General features: G+C 67.5%; 17 protein-coding genes. 9 read left to right on the forward strand and 8 right to left on the reverse strand.

Going from position 1 to position 17,734, the window contains the following annotated elements; all coding sequences use genetic code 11:
- Nucleotides 1-34 precede the first annotated feature (34 nt).
- Nucleotides 35-589, forward strand: coding sequence for a hypothetical protein (locus ACWGCN_RS19805; protein ID WP_452459698.1), 555 nt, complete (start codon nucleotides 35-37; stop codon nucleotides 587-589).
- Here the strand turns inward: ACWGCN_RS19805 and ACWGCN_RS19810 are convergent.
- Complete coding sequence (locus tag ACWGCN_RS19810; protein ID WP_378994100.1) at nucleotides 586-1,434, reverse strand: class I SAM-dependent methyltransferase; 849 nt, start codon at nucleotides 1,432-1,434, stop codon at nucleotides 586-588. The genes ACWGCN_RS19805 and ACWGCN_RS19810 overlap by 4 nt on opposite strands.
- Nucleotides 1,435-1,662: 228 nt before the next feature.
- On the opposite strand from ACWGCN_RS19810, the gene rpsA reads away from it, so the two are divergent.
- A complete protein-coding gene (gene rpsA / locus ACWGCN_RS19815; RefSeq protein ID WP_067457490.1) occupies nucleotides 1,663-3,141 on the forward strand; it encodes a 30S ribosomal protein S1 in 1,479 nt (492 codons plus the stop codon).
- 136 nt (nucleotides 3,142-3,277) lie between these two features.
- On the forward strand, nucleotides 3,278-4,819 hold the full coding sequence (locus ACWGCN_RS19820) for a phospholipase C (protein ID WP_378994102.1): 1,542 nt from the start codon (nucleotides 3,278-3,280) through the stop codon (nucleotides 4,817-4,819).
- A 36-nt stretch (nucleotides 4,820-4,855) separates the two neighbouring features.
- Here ACWGCN_RS19820 and ACWGCN_RS19825 read toward each other — a convergent pair whose 3' ends face one another.
- Complete coding sequence (locus tag ACWGCN_RS19825) at nucleotides 4,856-5,068, reverse strand: hypothetical protein (protein WP_387448101.1); 213 nt, start codon at nucleotides 5,066-5,068, stop codon at nucleotides 4,856-4,858.
- 148 nt (nucleotides 5,069-5,216) lie between these two features.
- On the opposite strand from ACWGCN_RS19825, the gene coaE reads away from it, so the two are divergent.
- Together coaE and ACWGCN_RS19835 are read left to right on the forward strand one after the other, a co-directional pair.
- Nucleotides 5,217-6,419, forward strand: coding sequence for a dephospho-CoA kinase (gene coaE, locus ACWGCN_RS19830; RefSeq protein WP_452459967.1), 1,203 nt, complete (start codon nucleotides 5,217-5,219; stop codon nucleotides 6,417-6,419).
- Nucleotides 6,420-6,539: 120 nt separating this feature from the next.
- Nucleotides 6,540-6,971 (forward strand): hypothetical protein, encoded by a 432-nt coding sequence (locus tag ACWGCN_RS19835; protein ID WP_378661173.1) that lies wholly within the window; start codon nucleotides 6,540-6,542, stop codon nucleotides 6,969-6,971.
- A 29-nt stretch (nucleotides 6,972-7,000) separates the two neighbouring features.
- Here ACWGCN_RS19835 and ACWGCN_RS19840 read toward each other — a convergent pair whose 3' ends face one another.
- Together ACWGCN_RS19840 and ACWGCN_RS19845 are read right to left on the reverse strand one after the other, a co-directional pair.
- Nucleotides 7,001-7,552, reverse strand: a complete 552-nt coding sequence (locus tag ACWGCN_RS19840; protein WP_378994109.1) for a DUF402 domain-containing protein — start codon at nucleotides 7,550-7,552, stop codon at nucleotides 7,001-7,003.
- 46 nt (nucleotides 7,553-7,598) lie between these two features.
- A complete protein-coding gene (locus ACWGCN_RS19845; protein ID WP_378994111.1) occupies nucleotides 7,599-8,219 on the reverse strand; it encodes a DUF402 domain-containing protein in 621 nt (206 codons plus the stop codon).
- A gap of 372 nt (nucleotides 8,220-8,591) precedes the next feature.
- On the opposite strand from ACWGCN_RS19845, the gene uvrB reads away from it, so the two are divergent.
- Entirely contained in the window at nucleotides 8,592-10,769 is a 2,178-nt protein-coding gene (uvrB, locus tag ACWGCN_RS19850) for an excinuclease ABC subunit UvrB (protein ID WP_452459966.1), read from the forward strand.
- Nucleotides 10,770-10,876: 107 nt separating this feature from the next.
- Here uvrB and ACWGCN_RS19855 read toward each other — a convergent pair whose 3' ends face one another.
- Nucleotides 10,877-11,344: a VOC family protein gene (locus tag ACWGCN_RS19855; protein ID WP_378637085.1), complete on the reverse strand. Its 468-nt coding sequence runs from the start codon at nucleotides 11,342-11,344 to the stop codon at nucleotides 10,877-10,879.
- A gap of 59 nt (nucleotides 11,345-11,403) precedes the next feature.
- Between ACWGCN_RS19855 and ACWGCN_RS19860 the strand changes: the two genes are divergently transcribed.
- The 3 genes from ACWGCN_RS19860 to ACWGCN_RS19870 all read left to right on the forward strand — a co-directional run bounded on the left by ACWGCN_RS19860 (nucleotide 11,404) and on the right by ACWGCN_RS19870 (nucleotide 13,530).
- Nucleotides 11,404-12,246, forward strand: coding sequence for a helix-turn-helix domain-containing protein (locus tag ACWGCN_RS19860; RefSeq protein WP_378994115.1), 843 nt, complete (start codon nucleotides 11,404-11,406; stop codon nucleotides 12,244-12,246).
- A gap of 131 nt (nucleotides 12,247-12,377) precedes the next feature.
- Complete coding sequence (locus tag ACWGCN_RS19865) at nucleotides 12,378-12,809, forward strand: hypothetical protein (protein ID WP_378994117.1); 432 nt, start codon at nucleotides 12,378-12,380, stop codon at nucleotides 12,807-12,809.
- Between the two features lie 268 nt (nucleotides 12,810-13,077).
- On the forward strand, nucleotides 13,078-13,530 hold the full coding sequence (locus tag ACWGCN_RS19870; RefSeq protein ID WP_378661184.1) for a universal stress protein: 453 nt from the start codon (nucleotides 13,078-13,080) through the stop codon (nucleotides 13,528-13,530).
- 51 nt (nucleotides 13,531-13,581) lie between these two features.
- On the opposite strand, the gene ACWGCN_RS19875 is transcribed toward ACWGCN_RS19870, so the two are convergent.
- From ACWGCN_RS19875 to ACWGCN_RS19885, 3 genes are read right to left on the reverse strand one after another with little or no spacing between them, the layout of a single operon-like run.
- Nucleotides 13,582-15,873, reverse strand: coding sequence for a HelD family protein (locus ACWGCN_RS19875; RefSeq protein ID WP_452459965.1), 2,292 nt, complete (start codon nucleotides 15,871-15,873; stop codon nucleotides 13,582-13,584).
- A 44-nt stretch (nucleotides 15,874-15,917) separates the two neighbouring features.
- A complete protein-coding gene (locus ACWGCN_RS19880) occupies nucleotides 15,918-16,253 on the reverse strand; it encodes an antibiotic biosynthesis monooxygenase family protein (protein ID WP_378994121.1) in 336 nt (111 codons plus the stop codon).
- A gap of 13 nt (nucleotides 16,254-16,266) precedes the next feature.
- Nucleotides 16,267-17,646, reverse strand: coding sequence for a diguanylate cyclase domain-containing protein (locus tag ACWGCN_RS19885; RefSeq protein ID WP_452459964.1), 1,380 nt, complete (start codon nucleotides 17,644-17,646; stop codon nucleotides 16,267-16,269).
- Nucleotides 17,647-17,734: the final 88 nt, after the last annotated feature.

Genomic DNA, 17,734 nt, shown 5'->3' on the forward strand with positions numbered 1-17,734 from the left:
TGATCCGGTGCCCATCTCGTTCGACATTCCTGGAATGCAACAGTTGGACGACACGACCTGGGGGAATCCGGCCACTCGTGACGTCGTCGCGTTGACCTATGTCGACGGCACGCCCGACCTGCCCGCCCGCCTGCACGACCTGAAACGGCTGCGCAGGCGGCTGGCCGAGCACCACGCCCGGACCGGCTGCCTGATCGAGGCCTTCGTGGTGTGGGTGGACCAGTTGCCCGCCCTGCTGCGGGTGGAGAAGACCCAACTGCCGGGCCCGCACGGTGAGCTGGTTTTCGCGGCGTCGATCGTGGTGCCCAAGGACCGGTGCTCGGCGGTGTTCCAGGTGATCTGCCCCGAGACCGGGGTGCCCGGTGCGCGCGAGACCTTGATCGGCCGGCAGGTTCGGCGCGACGAGATGTGCCCGCCCCACCCGTACGCGCCCGGTCTGCGCGGCCGGTTGCCCTATCTGCTGTCCGATGACGTCCGCTTCGATGTCGAATTCCCCGATCACGCGCTCACCAGGGCGCGCCGCTGGGTCGCCGACACCGTGCCGAACGTGCGCGTGGACCCCTCGTTCGCCGCGCTGCCCGAGTTCTAGGGCTTCTCGGCGATGAAGATGGCGGTCCCGGGGAAGATCTGCCCGCGCAGCGGCGACCACTGACCCCATTCGCGGTCGAGCCATTCCGGCCAATCCGGTTCCACGATGTCCACCAGGTGCAGACCGGCGCCGACGATCTCGCGGACCCGGTCACCGATCGTGCGGTGGTGCTCGACATAGGTCGGCACACCGTCGCCGTCCACCTCTACATAAGGAGTGCGGTCGAAATACGGGATCGTGGCGGTCAGACCCGCTTCGCCCGGATCGTCGGGGAAGATCCAGCGCATCGGATGGTTCACCGAGAACACCCAGCGCCCGCCCGGGCGCAACACCCGAGCCACCTCGCGCATCACCAGCGCCGAATCGGCGACGAACGGCACCCCGCCGAACGCCGAGCAGGCCAGATCGAACGACGCGTCGGTAAAGGGCAGCGCCTCGGCGCCCGCCTGAACCAGGGGTACGCGCGGTCCGCCCTGATCCATCGCGGCCACGCCACGCTCCAGCATCCCCTTCGACACATCGAGCCCGACCGGGAACGCGCCGTGCCCGGCCAGCCACCGCGAGCACGGCGCCGACCCGCAGCCGATCTCCAAGATCGTCTTGCCGGTCACGTCGCCGAGGAAACCCATGTCGCCCTCGTGCAGGCCCTCCGGGCACCACACGAACTCGCCGCCCGGGGAGTCGACGCCGAGGAAGTCGGCGTGGGTCTGGTGGTACTGCTCGGCGTCGGCGTCCCACCAGCGGCGATTCGCGCGCTCGCTGTCGCGCGAATCGATCTTGGTTCGGGTGGTTGCTGAGGTACCCAGCAGCGCGTTGGCCTGCGCGTGGCGTTCGTCGTCGGACACGGCCAACAGGGTATCGGCGTGGTGCGGGGGGTGGTTTGCCCGGCTCGGCGCGGGTCGCGTAGGCTGATGCACGCTGTAGAGGGACGCTGAATTTGATCAGCGGCAAGTGCGACGGTCCGTGCGATACTTTACCGGTATCCCTTCGTCGCGTCGTCGCGGTGATCTCGCAGCGTACCGAAAGATCCAATGTCCGCAACCGACCACAATCCGTCCGGAGCAAACCCACATATGCCCACCACCGTCACCTCGCCGCAGGTAGCCATTAACGACATTGGCTCCGCCGAGGATTTCCTGGCCGCCATCGACGCAACGATCAAGTACTTCAACGATGGTGACATCGTCGAAGGCACCATCGTCAAGGTCGATCGTGACGAGGTCCTGCTGGACATCGGTTACAAGACCGAAGGCGTCATCCCCTCCCGCGAGCTCTCCATCAAGCACGACGTCGACCCGAACGAGGTCGTTTCCGTGGGCGACGCGGTCGAGGCCCTGGTCCTCACGAAGGAGGACAAGGAAGGCCGCCTGATCCTGTCGAAGAAGCGGGCGCAGTACGAGCGCGCGTGGGGCACGATCGAGGAGCTCAAGGAGAAGGACGAGGCCGTCAAGGGCACCGTCATCGAGGTCGTCAAGGGCGGCCTGATCCTCGACATCGGTCTCCGCGGCTTCCTGCCCGCCTCGCTCGTCGAGATGCGTCGTGTCCGCGACCTCCAGCCGTACGTCGGCAAGGAGATCGAGGCCAAGATCATCGAGCTCGACAAGAACCGCAACAACGTGGTTCTGTCGCGTCGCGCCTGGCTCGAGCAGACCCAGTCCGAGGTCCGCAGCGAATTCCTGCACCAGCTCCAGAAGGGCCAGGTCCGCAAGGGCGTCGTGTCCTCCATCGTCAACTTCGGTGCCTTCGTGGACCTGGGTGGCGTCGACGGCCTGGTGCACGTCTCCGAGCTGTCCTGGAAGCACATCGACCACCCGTCCGAGGTTGTCGAGGTCGGCAACGAGGTCACCGTCGAGGTTCTCGACGTCGACCTGGACCGCGAGCGCGTCTCCCTGTCGCTCAAGGCGACTCAGGAAGACCCGTGGCGTCAGTTCGCCCGGACCCACGCCATCGGCCAGATCGTGCCCGGCAAGGTCACCAAGCTGGTTCCCTTCGGTGCCTTCGTGCGCGTCGAAGAGGGCATCGAGGGCCTGGTCCACATCTCCGAGCTGGCCGAGCGCCACGTCGAGGTCCCGGACCAGGTTGTGGCCGTCGGCGACGACGCCATGGTCAAGGTCATCGACATCGACCTCGAGCGTCGTCGTATCTCGCTGTCGCTGAAGCAGGCGAACGAGGACTACAACGCCGAGTTCGACCCGTCGAAGTACGGCATGGCCGACAGCTACGACGATGCGGGCAACTACATCTTCCCCGAAGGCTTCGACCCCGACACCAACGAGTGGCTCGACGGGTTCGACAAGCAGCGTGAAGAGTGGGAAGGCCGCTACGCCGAGGCCGAGCGTCGCCACAAGATGCACACTGCCCAGATGGAGAAGATGGCAGCCGACGCTGCCGCCGAGGCCGCCGCTGGTGGTCCCGTCGCGGGCAACTACTCCTCCGAGACCGGTGGCAGCGCGGCTGCGTCCACCTCCGGTCCGGCCGAGTCCACGGGCGGCTCGCTGGCCAGCGATGCCCAGCTCGCGGCTCTGCGGGAGAAGCTCAGCGGCAACGCCTGATTCACCGGTAACGGCTGAATCACTCCTTGCACTACCGAAGGCCCCGGTCCATACGGACCGGGGCCTTCGGCCTTTTCCGGTGGGTGTAGCGTGTGCGCGATTGCTCCATCCCCTACGGGAAAGGTGCTCCACTCCGATGAGTTCTGGTCCCTTCGCCGGCCTCAACCGGCGACAGTTCCTCGCGAAAGCGATGGCCGCCGGTGCGGTGGGAACGCTTGCCACCTGGGCGAATCCGATTATCGACCGAGCTTTCGCCGCCGATCCGGTGGGGATGGGCGGGCTCGGCGATATCGAGCACTTCGTCTTGCTCATGCAGGAAAACCGGTCCTTCGACCACTATTTCGGCACCCTGTCGGGGGTGCGTGGGTTCGGTGAATCCTCCGCGTCGTGGCGTCAGTACGGGTGGTCGCCCGGAATCGGGCCCACCGCAGACGGTTTCGTCGAACCGTTCCGGCTCGACACCACCCGCGGCGCCACACTGGACGGGGAGTGCATCAACGACCCCGACCACACCTGGCCGGGCATGCACAAGGCATTCAACAACGGCCGCAACGACGGCTGGATGCCGATGTCGGTGGCCTCGGTCGGGCCGGCGAACGCGCCCGCGGCGATGGGTTACTACCTGCCGGAAGACATTCCGATCCACACCGAGCTCGCGCAGGCGTTCACGCTGTGCGACAACTACCACTGCTCGGTGCTCGGCCCCACCGACCCCAATCGGCTGTACTGGATGAGCGCGAGCATCGACCCCGACGGTCTGGCGGGCGGTCCGCTGGTGGAGACGCCGACCCTGCTTCCGAAGAACGTCTACAGCTGGCGTACCTACCCGGAGAACCTGTCCGAGGGCGGGGTGCCGTGGAAGATCTACAGCAATCGCGATGTCGGCCCGGCCTCGTCGATGATCCTGGACGGCATGATGGGCTGCTTCACCCAGGCCGCCGACCCGAATTCCGAACTGGCACGACGCGGTATCGCACCGACCTACCCGAACGACTTCCAGGCCGACGTCGCCAACAACACGTTGCCCGCGGTGTCCTGGGTGGTGCCGTCGCTGCTGCACTGCGAACACCCCGCGCTGCCCGCGGCTTTCGGTGCGCTCGGCATAGTGCAGCTCCTCGATATCCTCACCTCGAATCCGGCGGTGTGGGAGAAGACGGCGCTGATCATCAGCTACGACGAGAACGGCGGCTTCTTCGACCACGTCACGCCGCCGACCCCGCCGCCCGGCACCGCGGGCGAATTCCTGACGGTGCCACTGGATCGGGTGCCCGCCGCGGGCGGGATCACCGGCCCGATCGGACTGGGTTACCGGGTGCCGTGCATGGTGATCTCGCCGTACAGCCGCGGTGGGTTGGTCGCCTCGCAGACCTTCGACCACACGTCTCAATTGCGGTTGCTGGAAACCAGATTCGGTGTCGATGTGCCGAATCTGACCGCGTGGCGACGCAGCGTCACCGGCGATATGACGTCCACGTTCGACTTTGCCGCGGCGCCTGATGCCGCGAAACCGGTGCTGCCCGACCCCCGCCCCAAGGCCGACGCGGCGATCGCGCAGTGCGGTCCGAATATCGCGGCGGGCACTCTCGGACAGGGTGTGCCGTACCCGGTGCCGCCGAATGCGATGCCGGCGCAGCAGCCGGGGGCGCGGCGCGCGCCGAGCGGTCTCGTCGGCGTCTGAGCTGGGGGTGGGCTCGGCATCGCGCCGGGCCCACTGTCAGCTCGCGGCGGCGGGCGACCAGTATCCGGTGGCCATGCTCGGGCGTTTGCGCATCGCGGCGAAGCTGTGTCTGGCGGGGGAGAGCAGGGTACTGAACCAGGAGCGCCGGTACTCGGCGAGAGTCGCTGCGACAGCCGGGAATTCGATGCAGTGCACACCGCCCGGCATACCGAGGCGGTGGCGAGCCGCCCGGTGGTTCCTGGTACTCATGATCATCCTCCGGTAGTCGTGCGGCCTTCTCGCCTGCGCGGAAGATTAATCCACGCGACGCGCCCGGCCCGGGATCTTCCGCCGCTCCGGGCATGGGCGTGTCGGAGCAGGTGCCACGGCGCGGCGGCGGGGATGCGAGACTGGGCCCATGTTGCGGATCGGCCTCACCGGAGGCATGGGAGCGGGTAAATCCACAGTGGCGCGGACGCTGGTCGAACTCGGGGCGGTGCTCATCGACTCCGATGCGATCGCCCGCGAGGTCGTCGCCCCCGGGACGCCGGGTCTGGCCGCGTTGGTCGAGGAGTTCGGTGAGGGCATTCTGAGCCCCGACGGCAGCCTGGACCGGCCCGCGCTGGCCGCGGTCGCCTTCGCCGACGATGTGTCGCGGGGCAAGCTCAACGCCATCACCCATCCGCTGGTCGGCGCCCGCACCGCGGATCTGATCGGCGAGGCGGCCACCGATGCCGTTGTGGTGCAGGATATTCCGCTCCTGGTCGAGAACGGGCTCGCGCCGCTGATGCAGCTCGTCGTGGTGGTGGGGGCCGAGGAGGAGACCAGGCTGCGCAGGCTGGTCGAACATCGCGGCGTGGCCGAAGCCGACGCTCGGGTCAGGATCGCGGCCCAGGCCACCGACGACCAGCGCCGCGCGGTCGCCGATGTGTGGCTCGACAACAACGGTGCGCCGGAGGTGGTCGAGGCGCAGGTCCGTGACCTGTGGACGCGGCGGCTGGTGCCGTTCGAGCGCAATCAGCGCGAGGGCGCCCGGGCGCGAGCCGGCTATGTTCTCGTCACCGACCCGGAATGGGATATGCAGGCGCGCAGGATCATCGCCCGGCTGCACCTGGCCTGCGGTGCGTCGGCGGTGCGCATCGATCACGTCGGATCCACCGCGGTGCACGGACTCCCCGCCAAGGACATCATCGACATCCAGGTGACGGTGGCCGACATGGCCACAGCCGAATCGCTGACGGATGCCTTGACGTCCGCCGGGTTCCCGCTCGCTCCCCAGGTGACGCACGACAATCCGAAACCGAGTCATGGCGATCCCGAGGGGACCGACCTCGCCCGGTGGGGAAAGCGTCTGCACGGCAACGCCGATCCGGGAAGGCCGGCCAATATCCATCTGCGCGTGCGGGATTCGCTCGGCCAGCGGTTCGCGCTCGATCTGCGTGACTGGTTGCGCGCGAACGAGAGCGCGCGGTCGGAGTACCTGGCGGTCAAGCGCGGAGCCGAGCTCGCGGCGGCGGATCTGACCGGCGACGCGGCGGGTGACGCCTACTACGTGGTGAAGGAACCGTGGTTCGACGCGGTCTATCCGGTGGTCACCGAGTGGGCCACCGCTCGCGCGTGAACCGCGTACCAATCTGTTAAACGTCAATGTTTCGGAAACTGTCCGCACGCTGTCGCGCGCTGTGTAAATTGTGCGAAGTCACTACAGGGTGACTCGATTCACAGGGAAGTTGTAGCGCGTATGACAACACATCACCGTCAGTTCGGCCGTGCGGGCTTCGGCATCACCGCACTCGGCGCCGTCGCCGCCAGCCTCGTGCTGGCCGCTCCGCAGGCCTCGGCCTGGGTCGGCAATCTCGGCGTGGCCGGAACCGACCACAAGGTCGGTTGCAGCTACAAGTTGACCGCCAGCGTCGAGGTCGACCGGCTGACCTCGGTGAAGTTCACCGACAACGGCGTGGATATTCCGGGCAGCCCGGTGTCGCCGTCGCTGCTCTCGGGCACCGTGAGCATCACCTGGAAGCCGACCACGGCGGGCCAGCACAAGCTCGAAGCGCGTCAGCTGCTGATCAGCGACTCGATCACCGTCACCGTGGGTGCGGCGGGCAGCACCGGAAGCGCGTCGTGCGGCGGTGGCCTCGCGGATCTGTTCCCGAGCCTGTCGGCCGGCTGATACCGACTCCCCGCACCGCCCGGACCCGCCTACCGAGGTCCGGGCGGTTCGTCGTTTCGGCGCCAGGTCAGCGTCATCCCGAAGGTGCTCAGCCACTCCTCGAGTGAATAGCCGTGCGCGGCGATCCCGTCGATCGCCGCGGTGGCGTGTTCGATCGCCGCCTGACACTGCGCGGCGTCCAGCAGGCCGTCGGTGTGCGCGGCCAGCAGCTCGTCGACGTCGACGAGCCGGACATCACGCCGAGTGCGGACCAGTACGTCGAGGTAGTGGTCGACCGAGCGCCACAGCGTCGGCGACTCCCTGGTGAACGCGCCCACATCGACATAGATGTCCTGCCACTGCTCGACGCCGGGGTTGTAGTGCAGCTTCGACGCCCGCAGCGACAGCTCCGGCAGCACCCACGATTCCAGGTAGTGGAAGTGCGCGTGATCGGAGTGGCGACCCATGTACAGGCCCCACGGTTCCACCCGATAGATCTCCACCGGCCGGACGAAACCTTTGGGATCGGTGTTCGTTCCGGCCGCGACGTCGAAGTACTCGACCTTGGGTGGATGCACGTGCACGGTGGATGCCTGCGTCATGAGCGCAGAATCTACCGGCGCGTGCCGACCCGCGCCCGGTCGCCGGTCACATCCAGGTCAGGGTGATCTCCTGCGACCGCAACCATTGCTCGACATCGTGGTCGTTGGCCGCCAGCCCGTCGAGCGCGTGCGCGGCACGCTCGAACGCCCGGTCGGCGTGCTCGGTGCCGACATGGCCCGCGGCGTGCGCGGCGAGCAGTTCGCTGGACCCGGACAGCGTCGAGGACCGGCCGCGCCGCACCGCGATGTCGAGGAAGTAGTCGGTGGCCCGCCACCGTTTCGGCCCGACCTGGACGCACTCGATGATGTCGAGCACATAGTCGTGGCTGCGGTGATGGCCGGGCCGGTCGTGGCTGATGGTGGCGCGAATGGCCTGGCCGGGCAGCATCCACGACTCCTCGTAGCGACCGTGCGGCCGGTCGAGGATGCGGGCCAGGTAGATGCCCCACGGCTGCACTTCGTACCGGTCGACCGGGCGGATGTAGCCCTTGGCGTCGGTGCTGGTCAGCTCGGCCAGGTCGAAGTATTCGACCCGGGGTCTGGCAGAGGGGGCGACGGTCGTGGAGACGGTGGTCGGTGTTAGCGGGCCGCGTATCTCTCTGGCGAAATAGCCGGCGAATCCGGTTACCGCGGGAGCCGCGACGAGCAGGGGAAGTAGAACGCTCATGGCCTTGTCCTTCACCACGTCCGATGATCAACTCAGGGTACGCCCGCATCGGGAGTTGTGGCGTGGTCGATTCGGCGCCTCGATCGTCGAATATCCTTGGCGCAAGGGACTTTTCGGACATCACGCGAAGTGCCGGTCATTCGCCGCATTCGTGGGCGGTCGCCCCGACCAGGCGAAATGGGGGTCGCCGACGGTTTGCTTGCCGGTGGCTGTCGTCACAGTCGCGCAGTGCCGCGACGGCATCGATGAGCAGAAGTTCACCAGAACGACCACGACCCGACCGGCAGCACTCGGCGCGGCGCGGGGTGTGGCGGACGGGCGGCGGCTCGCTTGGAGCGCAAACGTGTCAGTGGTCGCGCCTAAGCTGGATCCATGGCATTCGCAACCGAGATCCCGACGGAAGGGTACGAAGAGCGGGGTCACCCGATCGCCCATTCCGAACACCGCCCCGTCGGCACGATCGAGCGCTCGGGCGCTCGATTCGAGGTGGTCAGCGAGTACTCGCCCGCCGGCGACCAGCCCGCGGCCATCGCCGAGCTCGAGCGCCGGGTGAACGCGGGGGAGAAGGACGTCGTCCTGCTCGGCGCCACCGGTACCGGTAAATCGGCGACCACCGCCTGGCTGATCGAGAAGTTGCAGCGCCCCACGCTGGTGATGGCACCGAACAAGACCCTGGCCGCGCAGCTGGCCAACGAGCTGCGCGAGATGCTGCCCAACAACGCGGTCGAGTACTTCGTCTCGTACTACGACTACTACCAACCCGAGGCGTACATCGCCCAGACCGATACCTACATCGAGAAGGACAGCTCGATCAACGACGACGTCGAGCGGCTGCGGCACTCGGCGACCTCGAGTCTGCTCTCGCGTCGCGATGTCGTGGTGGTCGCCTCGGTGTCGTGCATCTACGGTCTGGGCACCCCGCAGTCGTATCTGGACCGGTCGGTGCAGCTCGAGGTCGGCGGCGAGATCGACCGCGACGCGTTGCTGCGGCTGCTCGTCGACGTGCAATACACCCGCAACGACATGTCGTTCACCCGGGGTTCCTTCCGGGTGCGCGGCGACACCGTGGAGATCATCCCGTCCTATGAGGAGCTGGCGATCCGCATCGAGTTCTTCGGTGACGAGATCGAGGCGCTCTACTACCTGCACCCGCTCACCGGTGACGTGGTGCGCCAGGTCGATTCGGCGCGCATCTTCCCGGCCACCCACTACGTGGCCGGTCCGGAGCGGATGGAGCGCGCGGTCGGCGACATCGAGGCCGAATTGGCCGCGCGGCTCGAGGAATTGGAACGTCAGGGCAAATTGCTCGAGGCTCAGCGGTTGCGGATGCGCACCGAATACGACCTGGAGATGATCCGTCAGGTCGGCTTCTGCTCGGGCATCGAGAACTACTCGCGCCACATCGACGGGCGCCCGGCGGGTTCGGCGCCTGCGACGCTGCTCGACTACTTCCCCGACGACTTCCTGCTCGTGATCGACGAATCGCACGTCACGGTGCCGCAGATCGGCGGCATGTTCGAAGGTGACATGTCGCGTAAGCGCAACCTCGTCGATTTCGGTTTCCGGTTGCCGTCGGCGGTCGACAACCGGCCGCTGACCTGGGAGGAGTTCGCCGGTCGAATCGGCCAGGCGGTGTATCTGTCGGCGACACCGGGCAACTACGAGCTGGGTCAGGTCGGCGGTGAGGTGGTCGAGCAGGTCATCCGCCCGACCGGCCTGGTCGATCCGAAGGTCGTGGTCAAGCCCACCAAGGGGCAGATCGACGACCTGGTGCACGAGATCCGTGAGCGTTCGGAGCGCAACGAGCGGGTTCTGGTCACCACACTCACCAAGAAGATGTCCGAAGACCTCACCGACTACCTGCTCGGCCTCGGTGTGAAGGTCCGCTACCTGCACTCCGAGATCGACACGCTGCGGCGCGTCGAACTGCTCCGGCAGCTACGCCTGGGCGAATACGACGTGCTCGTCGGCATCAACCTGCTGCGTGAGGGCCTCGACCTGCCCGAGGTGTCGCTGGTCGCGATCCTCGACGCCGACAAGGAAGGCTTTCTGCGGTCGAGCACCAGCCTCATCCAGACCATCGGCCGCGCGGCGCGCAACGTGTCCGGCGAAGTGCACATGTACGCGGACAAGATCACCGACTCGATGCAGCACGCCATCGAGGAGACCGACCGTCGCCGTGCCAAGCAGATCGCCTACAACACCGAGAACGGCCTCGACCCGCAGCCGCTGCGCAAGAAGATCGCCGACATCCTGGATCAGGTGTACACCGAGGCCGAGGACGAGGTGGCCGTCGGCGGATCGGGCCGCAATGTCAGCCGCGGCAGGCGCGCCCAGGGCGAACCGGGCCGGGCCAGCTCGGGTATCTACGCCGAACGCGATGTGAAGTCGATGCCACGTGCCGAATTGGCCGCCCTGGTCACCGAACTCACCGCGCAGATGATGAACGCGGCCCGCGAATTGCAGTTCGAGCTGGCGGGCCGGTTGCGTGACGAGATCGCCGACCTGAAGAAGGAGCTGCGCGGGATGGACGCCGCGGGGATTTCTTGACCATGCCGGCGCCACGGTCCCCGGGCGACCCCGCCCCCGAGTCGCGCGACCGATCGCGCGGGTGCTGCTCGGAGGCGAGGCCGCTGCGGACCCGGCCCGGCGAGGCGCTACGCCTGCTCGGCCATCCACGCGGCGACGCGGCGGTCGGCCTCCTCCTTCGAGACGTCCTCGACGCGGGTGATCACCGCCCAGCGGTGGCCGAAGGGGTCGATCACCACGCCGAAGCGATCTCCGGTGACGAAGGTCTGCGGTTCCTCGGCGCTGCGGGCACCGTGGGAGAGCGCGCGGGCGATCACCGCGTCCACGTCGGGGCAGTAGTGCACCACCGAGGTGTGCACCCAGTCCTCGGGGGCGCGAACATTGTTGTCGGGGATGGGCATTCCGAGCTGCAGGGTGGAATCCCCGATGAGCAGTTCGGCGTGCGCGGGCTGGCCGTCGGGCAGATCGGCGCGGCTGAGCACCTTCGCCTCGAAGACCGCGGTGTAGAAGTCGATGGCCGCGTTTCCGTCCGGCACGGCCAGGAAACAGGTGATGGAGTGGTAGCCCTCCGGAATGGGCGCAACGGGATTGGTCATGACTACGATCCTGCTCCGCGGCCGACGGCCCGTCTTGTAAGAACGCGACAGATCGGCCGATGATGACGGCGGCGCCGGATCCCGGTGATGTGAAAGGAATCCTGCACCCGGAGGAGCAGGCGAGACACCGGTCGCTGAACCGGCTGGGGGTCGGGCCCGCGCTGGCCGAGTTCGCGGACCGGTACTGGGTGGTGCGGTGGGATCTGCGCGGCCGGCCCAGCTATTCGGCGCAGGTGCTGTCGTTCCCGTGTGTGAACGTCACCTTCGAACGCAGCACCATCCGCACCGGCGGCTTCGTCACCGGGGTGTGCACGACGAAGTACGTGCGCGAGCTCGCCGGGGAAGGCGAGACCTTCGGCATCCGGTTCGCCCCCGGCGGATTCGGTGCCTTCACCGGCATGGATGTCGGCGCGCTGCGCGATGATTCGGCCCCGCTGTGCGCGGTGTTGCCCGAGGCCGCGGGCCTGGCCGACCGAGTGCTGGCCGAACAGTCCGACGAGCGCCGCCGCGACATCGTCGAGGAGTTCTTCGCGGGCCGTGGTCGCACCGACGATCCGCACTACGCGCTGGTGACCCGCATCGTCACCGCCATGGCGAACGATCCGGAGCTGACCAGGGTCGACCAGGTCACCGATCGTTTCGCCGTTCCGATCCGCACCCTGCAACGCCTGTTCCGCCGCTATGTCGGGGCAGGCCCGAAGTGGGTGCTGTGCCGGTTCAGATTGCAGGACGCCGCCGATCTGCTCGCGCACGGCCGCCCTGATCTCGCGGTACTCGCGGCCCAGCTCGGCTATTTCGACCAGGCGCATTTCAGCCGTGAATTCACCGCCGAGATCGGGATGTCGCCGACGGAATACGCGCGCAGCGCACAGGCGGTGAGCGCTGTCCCCACGGCGCGCTGACCGGGTGCGTCCAGACCCGAGAAGTAGGGGGTCTGAAATATTGGCGTTCCACCTTGGAACAGCGGTGTTCGTCGATAGTGTCACCGCATTCGCAGCGGCCGTTGCTGCGTGGAGAAGTCAGGACATCAACAGTGACAACATCATTCGATCGGACCGCCCGTCTCGGCGCCGCCCTCGCGACCGCGCTGGCCGCCACGGCTCTGCTCGCGCCGGGCGCGCACGCGGATATCTCGGATGGCCAGCGGGTCAGCGTATCGAGTGCCGATCCGAAGGTCGGCTGTTCCTACACGGTGGTCGCGGTCAACGTCGTCGGCTACAGCTCGGGCCACGCCGGCGCACCGGTGACCTTCTACGACAACGGTGATGTGATCGACACGGTCGCGATCCCGGCGATCGGCGAGACCAAGACCTCGTGGCGTCCCGCCGCCGCCGGCTCGCACCAGTTGACGGCGAAAGTCGACAGCTATCTCAACAGCTGGTGGATCACCCCCGCCACGGTGACCGTGGCGGCGAATACCGGCACCGGAAGCGCGGCCTGCGGGTTCCCCAGTTTCTCCGGTTGATGTGATCAAAGTCCCAGCCGCACTACGTCGTTGATCGTGTTGTGATAGGCCACAATTTCTTCGAACTGCGGTCTTGTTGCCGCAGGTGAATCTTCTCGATTGTTGCGAAGGCCACCGTGACATCGGGCAGGGGCGCCAACACTCCCGGTGTGATCTGTTGCGATTTCTGATAAATCGGCCTGATTTGGCGTTAGGGTCGAGCCAATTGCCGCGCTGACGCTCGATTCCCGAGTGGTTCGGTGCTGGCACCGACCAAGTTGGAGGAGAGATGACCGCCTACCGGACCATTGTCGTCGGTACTGATGGCTCGGATTCGTCGTACGTGGCGGTGGAGAAGGCCGCGGCGCTCGCCGGGGACGCTGAGGCAACTCTCGTGCTGGCCTGCGCCTACTTCCCGACCGACGACCGCGACGTCGCCGCTGCCGCCGATGTGCTCAAGGACGAGGCCTACCAGGTCCGTGGCTCGGCCCCGACCAACGAGATCCTGCATGTCGCCCGGGAGAAGGCGCTGGCCGCCGGTGCGAAGAACATCGTCGACCGCGCGATCGTCGGCGAGCCGGTCGATTCGCTGCTCGACCTCGTCAACGAAGTGGACGCCGACCTGCTCGTCGTCGGCAACCGAGGCCTCAACACCCTCACCGGTCGCCTGCTCGGCTCCGTCCCCTCGGACGTGGCCCGCAAGTCCCGTTCGGACGTGCTGATCGTGCACACCGTCCGCTAGTTCGACGAGGAAGGCCCCTGACCGACTGCGGTCAGGGGCCTTCGTTGTGTCTCAGGCCGGTTCGAGCGCGGACAGCACCTCGGGGAGGTCTTCGGTGTGCACCACGGCCAGTCGCTGGGTCGCGCGGGTCAGCGCGACGTACAGGTCGTTGAGTCCGCGGGGGGACTCGTCCAGGATGGCCTGTGGCTCCACCAGGTACACCCGGTCGAACTCGAGGCCCTTCGCGTCGTGCACGGTGAGGACCTGAACGGATTCACCTGCCAGCGAGGATAATTCGGGTACCAGGGCCGCGGGAGCGAGGACCGCGGAGGTACCCGGACCGTGCTCGACCTCGAGCAACCGCGCCACCTCGCCCGCGATGTCGGCGGGCAACACCCGGTAGGCGCGTGGGGGATTGCCGGTCTCGCGCACCGAACGCGGCACCTTGGTACCCGGGTCGATCTCGGCGAGCACATCGGCCGCGACCGCCATGATCTCGGCGGGAGTGCGGTAGTTCACCGTGAGCTCGGTGAGCTTCCAGCGCTGTGCCACATACGGTTCCAGCACCCGCTGCCAGGACGACGCGCCGGCCGGATCACCGGTCTGGGCCACGTCGCCGACGACGGTGATCCAGCGATTCGGGATGCGCCGCATCACCATGCGCCACGCCATTTCCGAAAGCTCCTGTGCCTCGTCGACGATCACGTGCCCGTAGGTCCAGGTCCGGTCGCCCGCGGCGCGTTCGGCGGTGGTCTGGCGGTTGCCGAATTCCTGGCGCTGGGCCAGCTGGGAGGCGTCGATCAGGTCGTAGGCCATCAGGATCTCGGGATCGAGTTCGTCCTCGATGTCCTGCGGGGCGGAACCGGTGAGGATGTCGAGGGCGTCCTGGGCCTCCTCGATCTGGGCTCGCCACCGGCGACGCGAGCGTTCGCGTTCCTCGGTGTCGTCGACCCCGAGCAGCTCGGCCAGCTCGTCGAGCAGCGGGGCGTCGGCCGCGCCGAAGGTGCCGTCGTCGGAGCGCACCAGCTCGGCGCGGTCCTCGGGGCTCAACGTCTTGGCGGCGCGGTCGAGACGCGCCGGGTCGGCGAGCAGGTCGGCGAGCACTTCCTGGGGCGAGAGCACCGGCCACAGCGCGCTGATCGCGGCCTGCACGTGCGGGTCGGCGCGCATCTCGTCGCCGATCTCGCTGAGGTCGGCGGAGCTGAGCAGGCTCGTGCCGCCGGACAGGTCGGCGCCCATCGTGGCGGCGAGCTGATCGGTGAGCGCGTCGATCACCGACGACGCGAAGATCGGCCTGGCCAGGTTGTGCGGGCGTCGCGAGGAGCGGGCCCGCCCACGCGCCCTGGTCGCGATCTTGCGGTCCAGCGTCACCGGGTAGCCGTCGAACGCCAGGCGCACCGGCTCCGACGGCACTTCCTGACGGTCGCGCACCGCCTGCTTGAGCACCTCGAGCATGTCGAGGGAACCCTTGATCTCCCCGGCGCGCAGCGAATCCTCGCGCACCGCCTTCACCCCCGGGTACAGGTCGCCGATGGTCGACAGCAGCACGCCGGTCTCGCCGAGCGAGGGCAGCACCTGGCCGATGTAGTCGAGGAAGGTGGCGTTCGGGCCGATGATCAGCACGCCGCTCTTGGCCAGCTGCTGCCGATAGGTGTAGAGCAGGAAGGCCGCGCGATGCAGCGCGACGGCGGTCTTGCCGGTGCCCGGCCCACCCTGCACCACGAGCACGCTCTTGTGCTCGGAGCGGATGATCGCGTCCTGCTCGCTCTGGATCGTCTCGACGATGTCGTTCATGTGCCCGGTGCGGGCGGCGTTGAGCGCCGACAGCAGCGCGCTCTCACCACCGACGCCGTCGTCGGTGCCGACCACACCGTCGCGCTCGGCGGCATCGAGATCGAGGTACTCGTCGTTGATCGCGGTCACCGCGCGGTTGCGCGAGCGAATGTGCCTGCGCCGGGTGACGTTCTCGGGATTGGCGGTGGTGGCCAGGTAGAACGGTCGGGCCAGCGGAGCGCGCCAGTCGAGCAGCAGCGGCTCGTAGTCGTTGTCCTCGTCGAGGATGCCGAGCCTGCCGATGTAGCGCGCCGCGTCCTCGGTGCCTTCCAGATCGATCCGGCCGAAGCACAGACCGTGCTCGGCGGCGTCGTATTTGGACAGGTCCTCGTTGTAGAGCTGGGTGAAGGACTCGCGCTCACTGCGCGCCTGCGGTGTGCCACCGGATTCGAGGAGCACAGTCTTGAGCCGGTTCTGCGCGTAGTCGCGCATGCCGTCGAGCCGGTCGTAGAGCACCGAGAGGTACTGCTGCTCCTGTTCGATCTCGCGGTTGTGCGCGGCCGGGGAGGCGTCGGCGAGGCGGTCGGGCAAAACAGGACTCCTTTGTCACCGCGTTGAGAACAGAGTTGTCGAGTCTACGTGTCCGCGGGCAGGGCCGCCGCGACCGGGAACACTTCGTCGCCGAGGATCGGCGTGAAGTGTTCGACCACCGGGAAAGGCTCGTAGAAGTGGTGCAACAGCGCACGCCAGCGCTGATATTCCGGTGACTCACGGAATCCCACTGTGTGGTCGGCCAGCTGCTCCCAGCGCACCAGCAACAGGAAGCAGTCGGGCCGCTCGACACAGCGCGACAACGACAACCCACCGAAACCGGGCATTCCCGCGATGATCGGATACGCCTGCGCGAAGGCCGCTTCGAAAGCGGCGGCGGCGCCGGGGCGAACGGGTAACAGCGCGTGTTCGACGATCACGCCGACCAGTCTGTCAGGAGGCGTGGGTGTTGTTCGAGCGTCGATTCTGACCGAGACCGAGCTCACGATGGGCCGCCGGCTTGTCGCGGTACATCGCCAGGTCGGCGTCGTGCAGCACGGCTTCGGGCGTGCGCCGTTCGTGCGGGCCGAGTTCGGTGATGCCGACCGAGGCGCTCACCTCGAGACGGTGACCGCTGGCGATGATCGGTTCCGCCATCTTCACGCGCAGGCGCTCCACCAGTGCGGGCAGGTCGGCGCGCTGCGGATGACCGGCCAGCAACACCAGGAATTCGTCGCCCCCCAGCCGCCCGACCAGGTCTTCGGTGCGCAGCGCCTGTTGCAACCGCTGGGCGACGATCTGCAACACCGTGTCGCCGATGGCGTGCCCGAGGGTGTCGTTGATCGCTTTGAAGCCGTCGAGGTCGATGAACAGCACCGTGGTGATCAGCGTGCCGCCGTCGTCGGCCAGCGCCGTGGACAGCTGCGACAGGATCAGGGAACGATTCGCGAGCCCGGTCAGCGCGTCATGGGTGGCCTGGTACTCGAGCTGGCGCTTGCTGGCCCGGAATGCGGTGATGTCGGCGAACGAGGACACCCCCGCCGACTCCGGGCTGTCCGGATTGAGTAATCGGCAGTTGCACGACAGCCATACCAGCTGCCCGTCGGTGCGCTCGACTCCGAAAATGAACTGGGTCACCGCCTCTCCCGTCGCGAGGGTGCGCGCCATCGGATGCTGGTCGGGCGCGAGTGGTCGGCCGTCGCGGTCGAGCATTTTCATGGGCAGTTCGTCGATGTGCAGTCCGAGTACCGGCTCGGCCTCCGCGGCGATGCCGAGTATGCGTTTGCCTGCGGGGTTGATCGATTCGAGGCGACCGCGCCGATCGACGACGAGCACGCCTTCTTCCAGCTGCGACACCACGGTGGTGAAATACGCCTCCGCCTGCCGCGCCGACGCCTCCGCCGCGCGTTGGGCGGTGAGATCGTGCACGACCACCTGGAACGCGAGCTTCTCCTGCCACACCGTGAGCACCGACACGGTCTGCACCGGCACCGTGCGCCCGTCCACCCGGACGAGATCCATGTCGGTGGGCGGCGAGGCCGATCCCTCGGCGGTGAGCTGATCGATCCGTTCGAGCATGGCCGCGACGGAATCGGGATGGACGAAGTCGGTGATCGACAAGCCGAGCAGGTCGTCCACCGAACGGGCGCCGAGCAGGCGAACCATCGCCGGATTGACGTAGACGATCGTCCCCGACTCGTGCACACAGATGGCATCGGGAGTGTGTTCGACCAGCGACCGGTAGCGCTGCGCGAGCTGCTCGGCGCTCGCCGCGTCGGTCCTTCCTTCTCCCACTGCGAAACCCCCGATCTCGGCCTGGTCTGCGAACGGCATACCGGACTAGTCTGGTGATCCTTCATGAAGATCCGCGAGGAGCGATGTGACACTGGATGTGCTCACGGGCGGCATGACCCACCGCCTC

The organism is Nocardia sp. NPDC055050 (assembly GCF_053608345.1).

What these genes read in the sequence shown, in the direction of transcription:
- ACWGCN_RS19805 (WP_452459698.1), top strand. Translation starts at nt 35, where the DNA reads ATGCAACAGTTGGACGACACGACCTGGGGGAATCCGGCCACTCGTGAC.
- ACWGCN_RS19835 (WP_378661173.1), top strand. Translation starts at nt 6,540, where the DNA reads ATGACAACACATCACCGTCAGTTCGGCCGTGCGGGCTTCGGCATCACC.
- ACWGCN_RS19840 (WP_378994109.1), bottom strand. Translation starts at nt 7,552, where the DNA reads ATGACGCAGGCATCCACCGTGCACGTGCATCCACCCAAGGTCGAGTAC.
- coaE (WP_452459967.1), top strand. Translation starts at nt 5,217, where the DNA reads ATGTTGCGGATCGGCCTCACCGGAGGCATGGGAGCGGGTAAATCCACA.
- rpsA (WP_067457490.1), top strand. Translation starts at nt 1,663, where the DNA reads ATGCCCACCACCGTCACCTCGCCGCAGGTAGCCATTAACGACATTGGC.
- ACWGCN_RS19860 (WP_378994115.1), top strand. Translation starts at nt 11,404, where the DNA reads ATGATGACGGCGGCGCCGGATCCCGGTGATGTGAAAGGAATCCTGCAC.
- ACWGCN_RS19820 (WP_378994102.1), top strand. Translation starts at nt 3,278, where the DNA reads ATGAGTTCTGGTCCCTTCGCCGGCCTCAACCGGCGACAGTTCCTCGCG.
- uvrB (WP_452459966.1), top strand. Translation starts at nt 8,592, where the DNA reads ATGGCATTCGCAACCGAGATCCCGACGGAAGGGTACGAAGAGCGGGGT.
- ACWGCN_RS19845 (WP_378994111.1), bottom strand. Translation starts at nt 8,219, where the DNA reads ATGAGCGTTCTACTTCCCCTGCTCGTCGCGGCTCCCGCGGTAACCGGA.
- ACWGCN_RS19825 (WP_387448101.1), bottom strand. Translation starts at nt 5,068, where the DNA reads ATGAGTACCAGGAACCACCGGGCGGCTCGCCACCGCCTCGGTATGCCG.
- ACWGCN_RS19870 (WP_378661184.1), top strand. Translation starts at nt 13,078, where the DNA reads ATGACCGCCTACCGGACCATTGTCGTCGGTACTGATGGCTCGGATTCG.
- ACWGCN_RS19855 (WP_378637085.1), bottom strand. Translation starts at nt 11,344, where the DNA reads ATGACCAATCCCGTTGCGCCCATTCCGGAGGGCTACCACTCCATCACC.
- ACWGCN_RS19885 (WP_452459964.1), bottom strand. Translation starts at nt 17,646, where the DNA reads ATGCCGTTCGCAGACCAGGCCGAGATCGGGGGTTTCGCAGTGGGAGAA.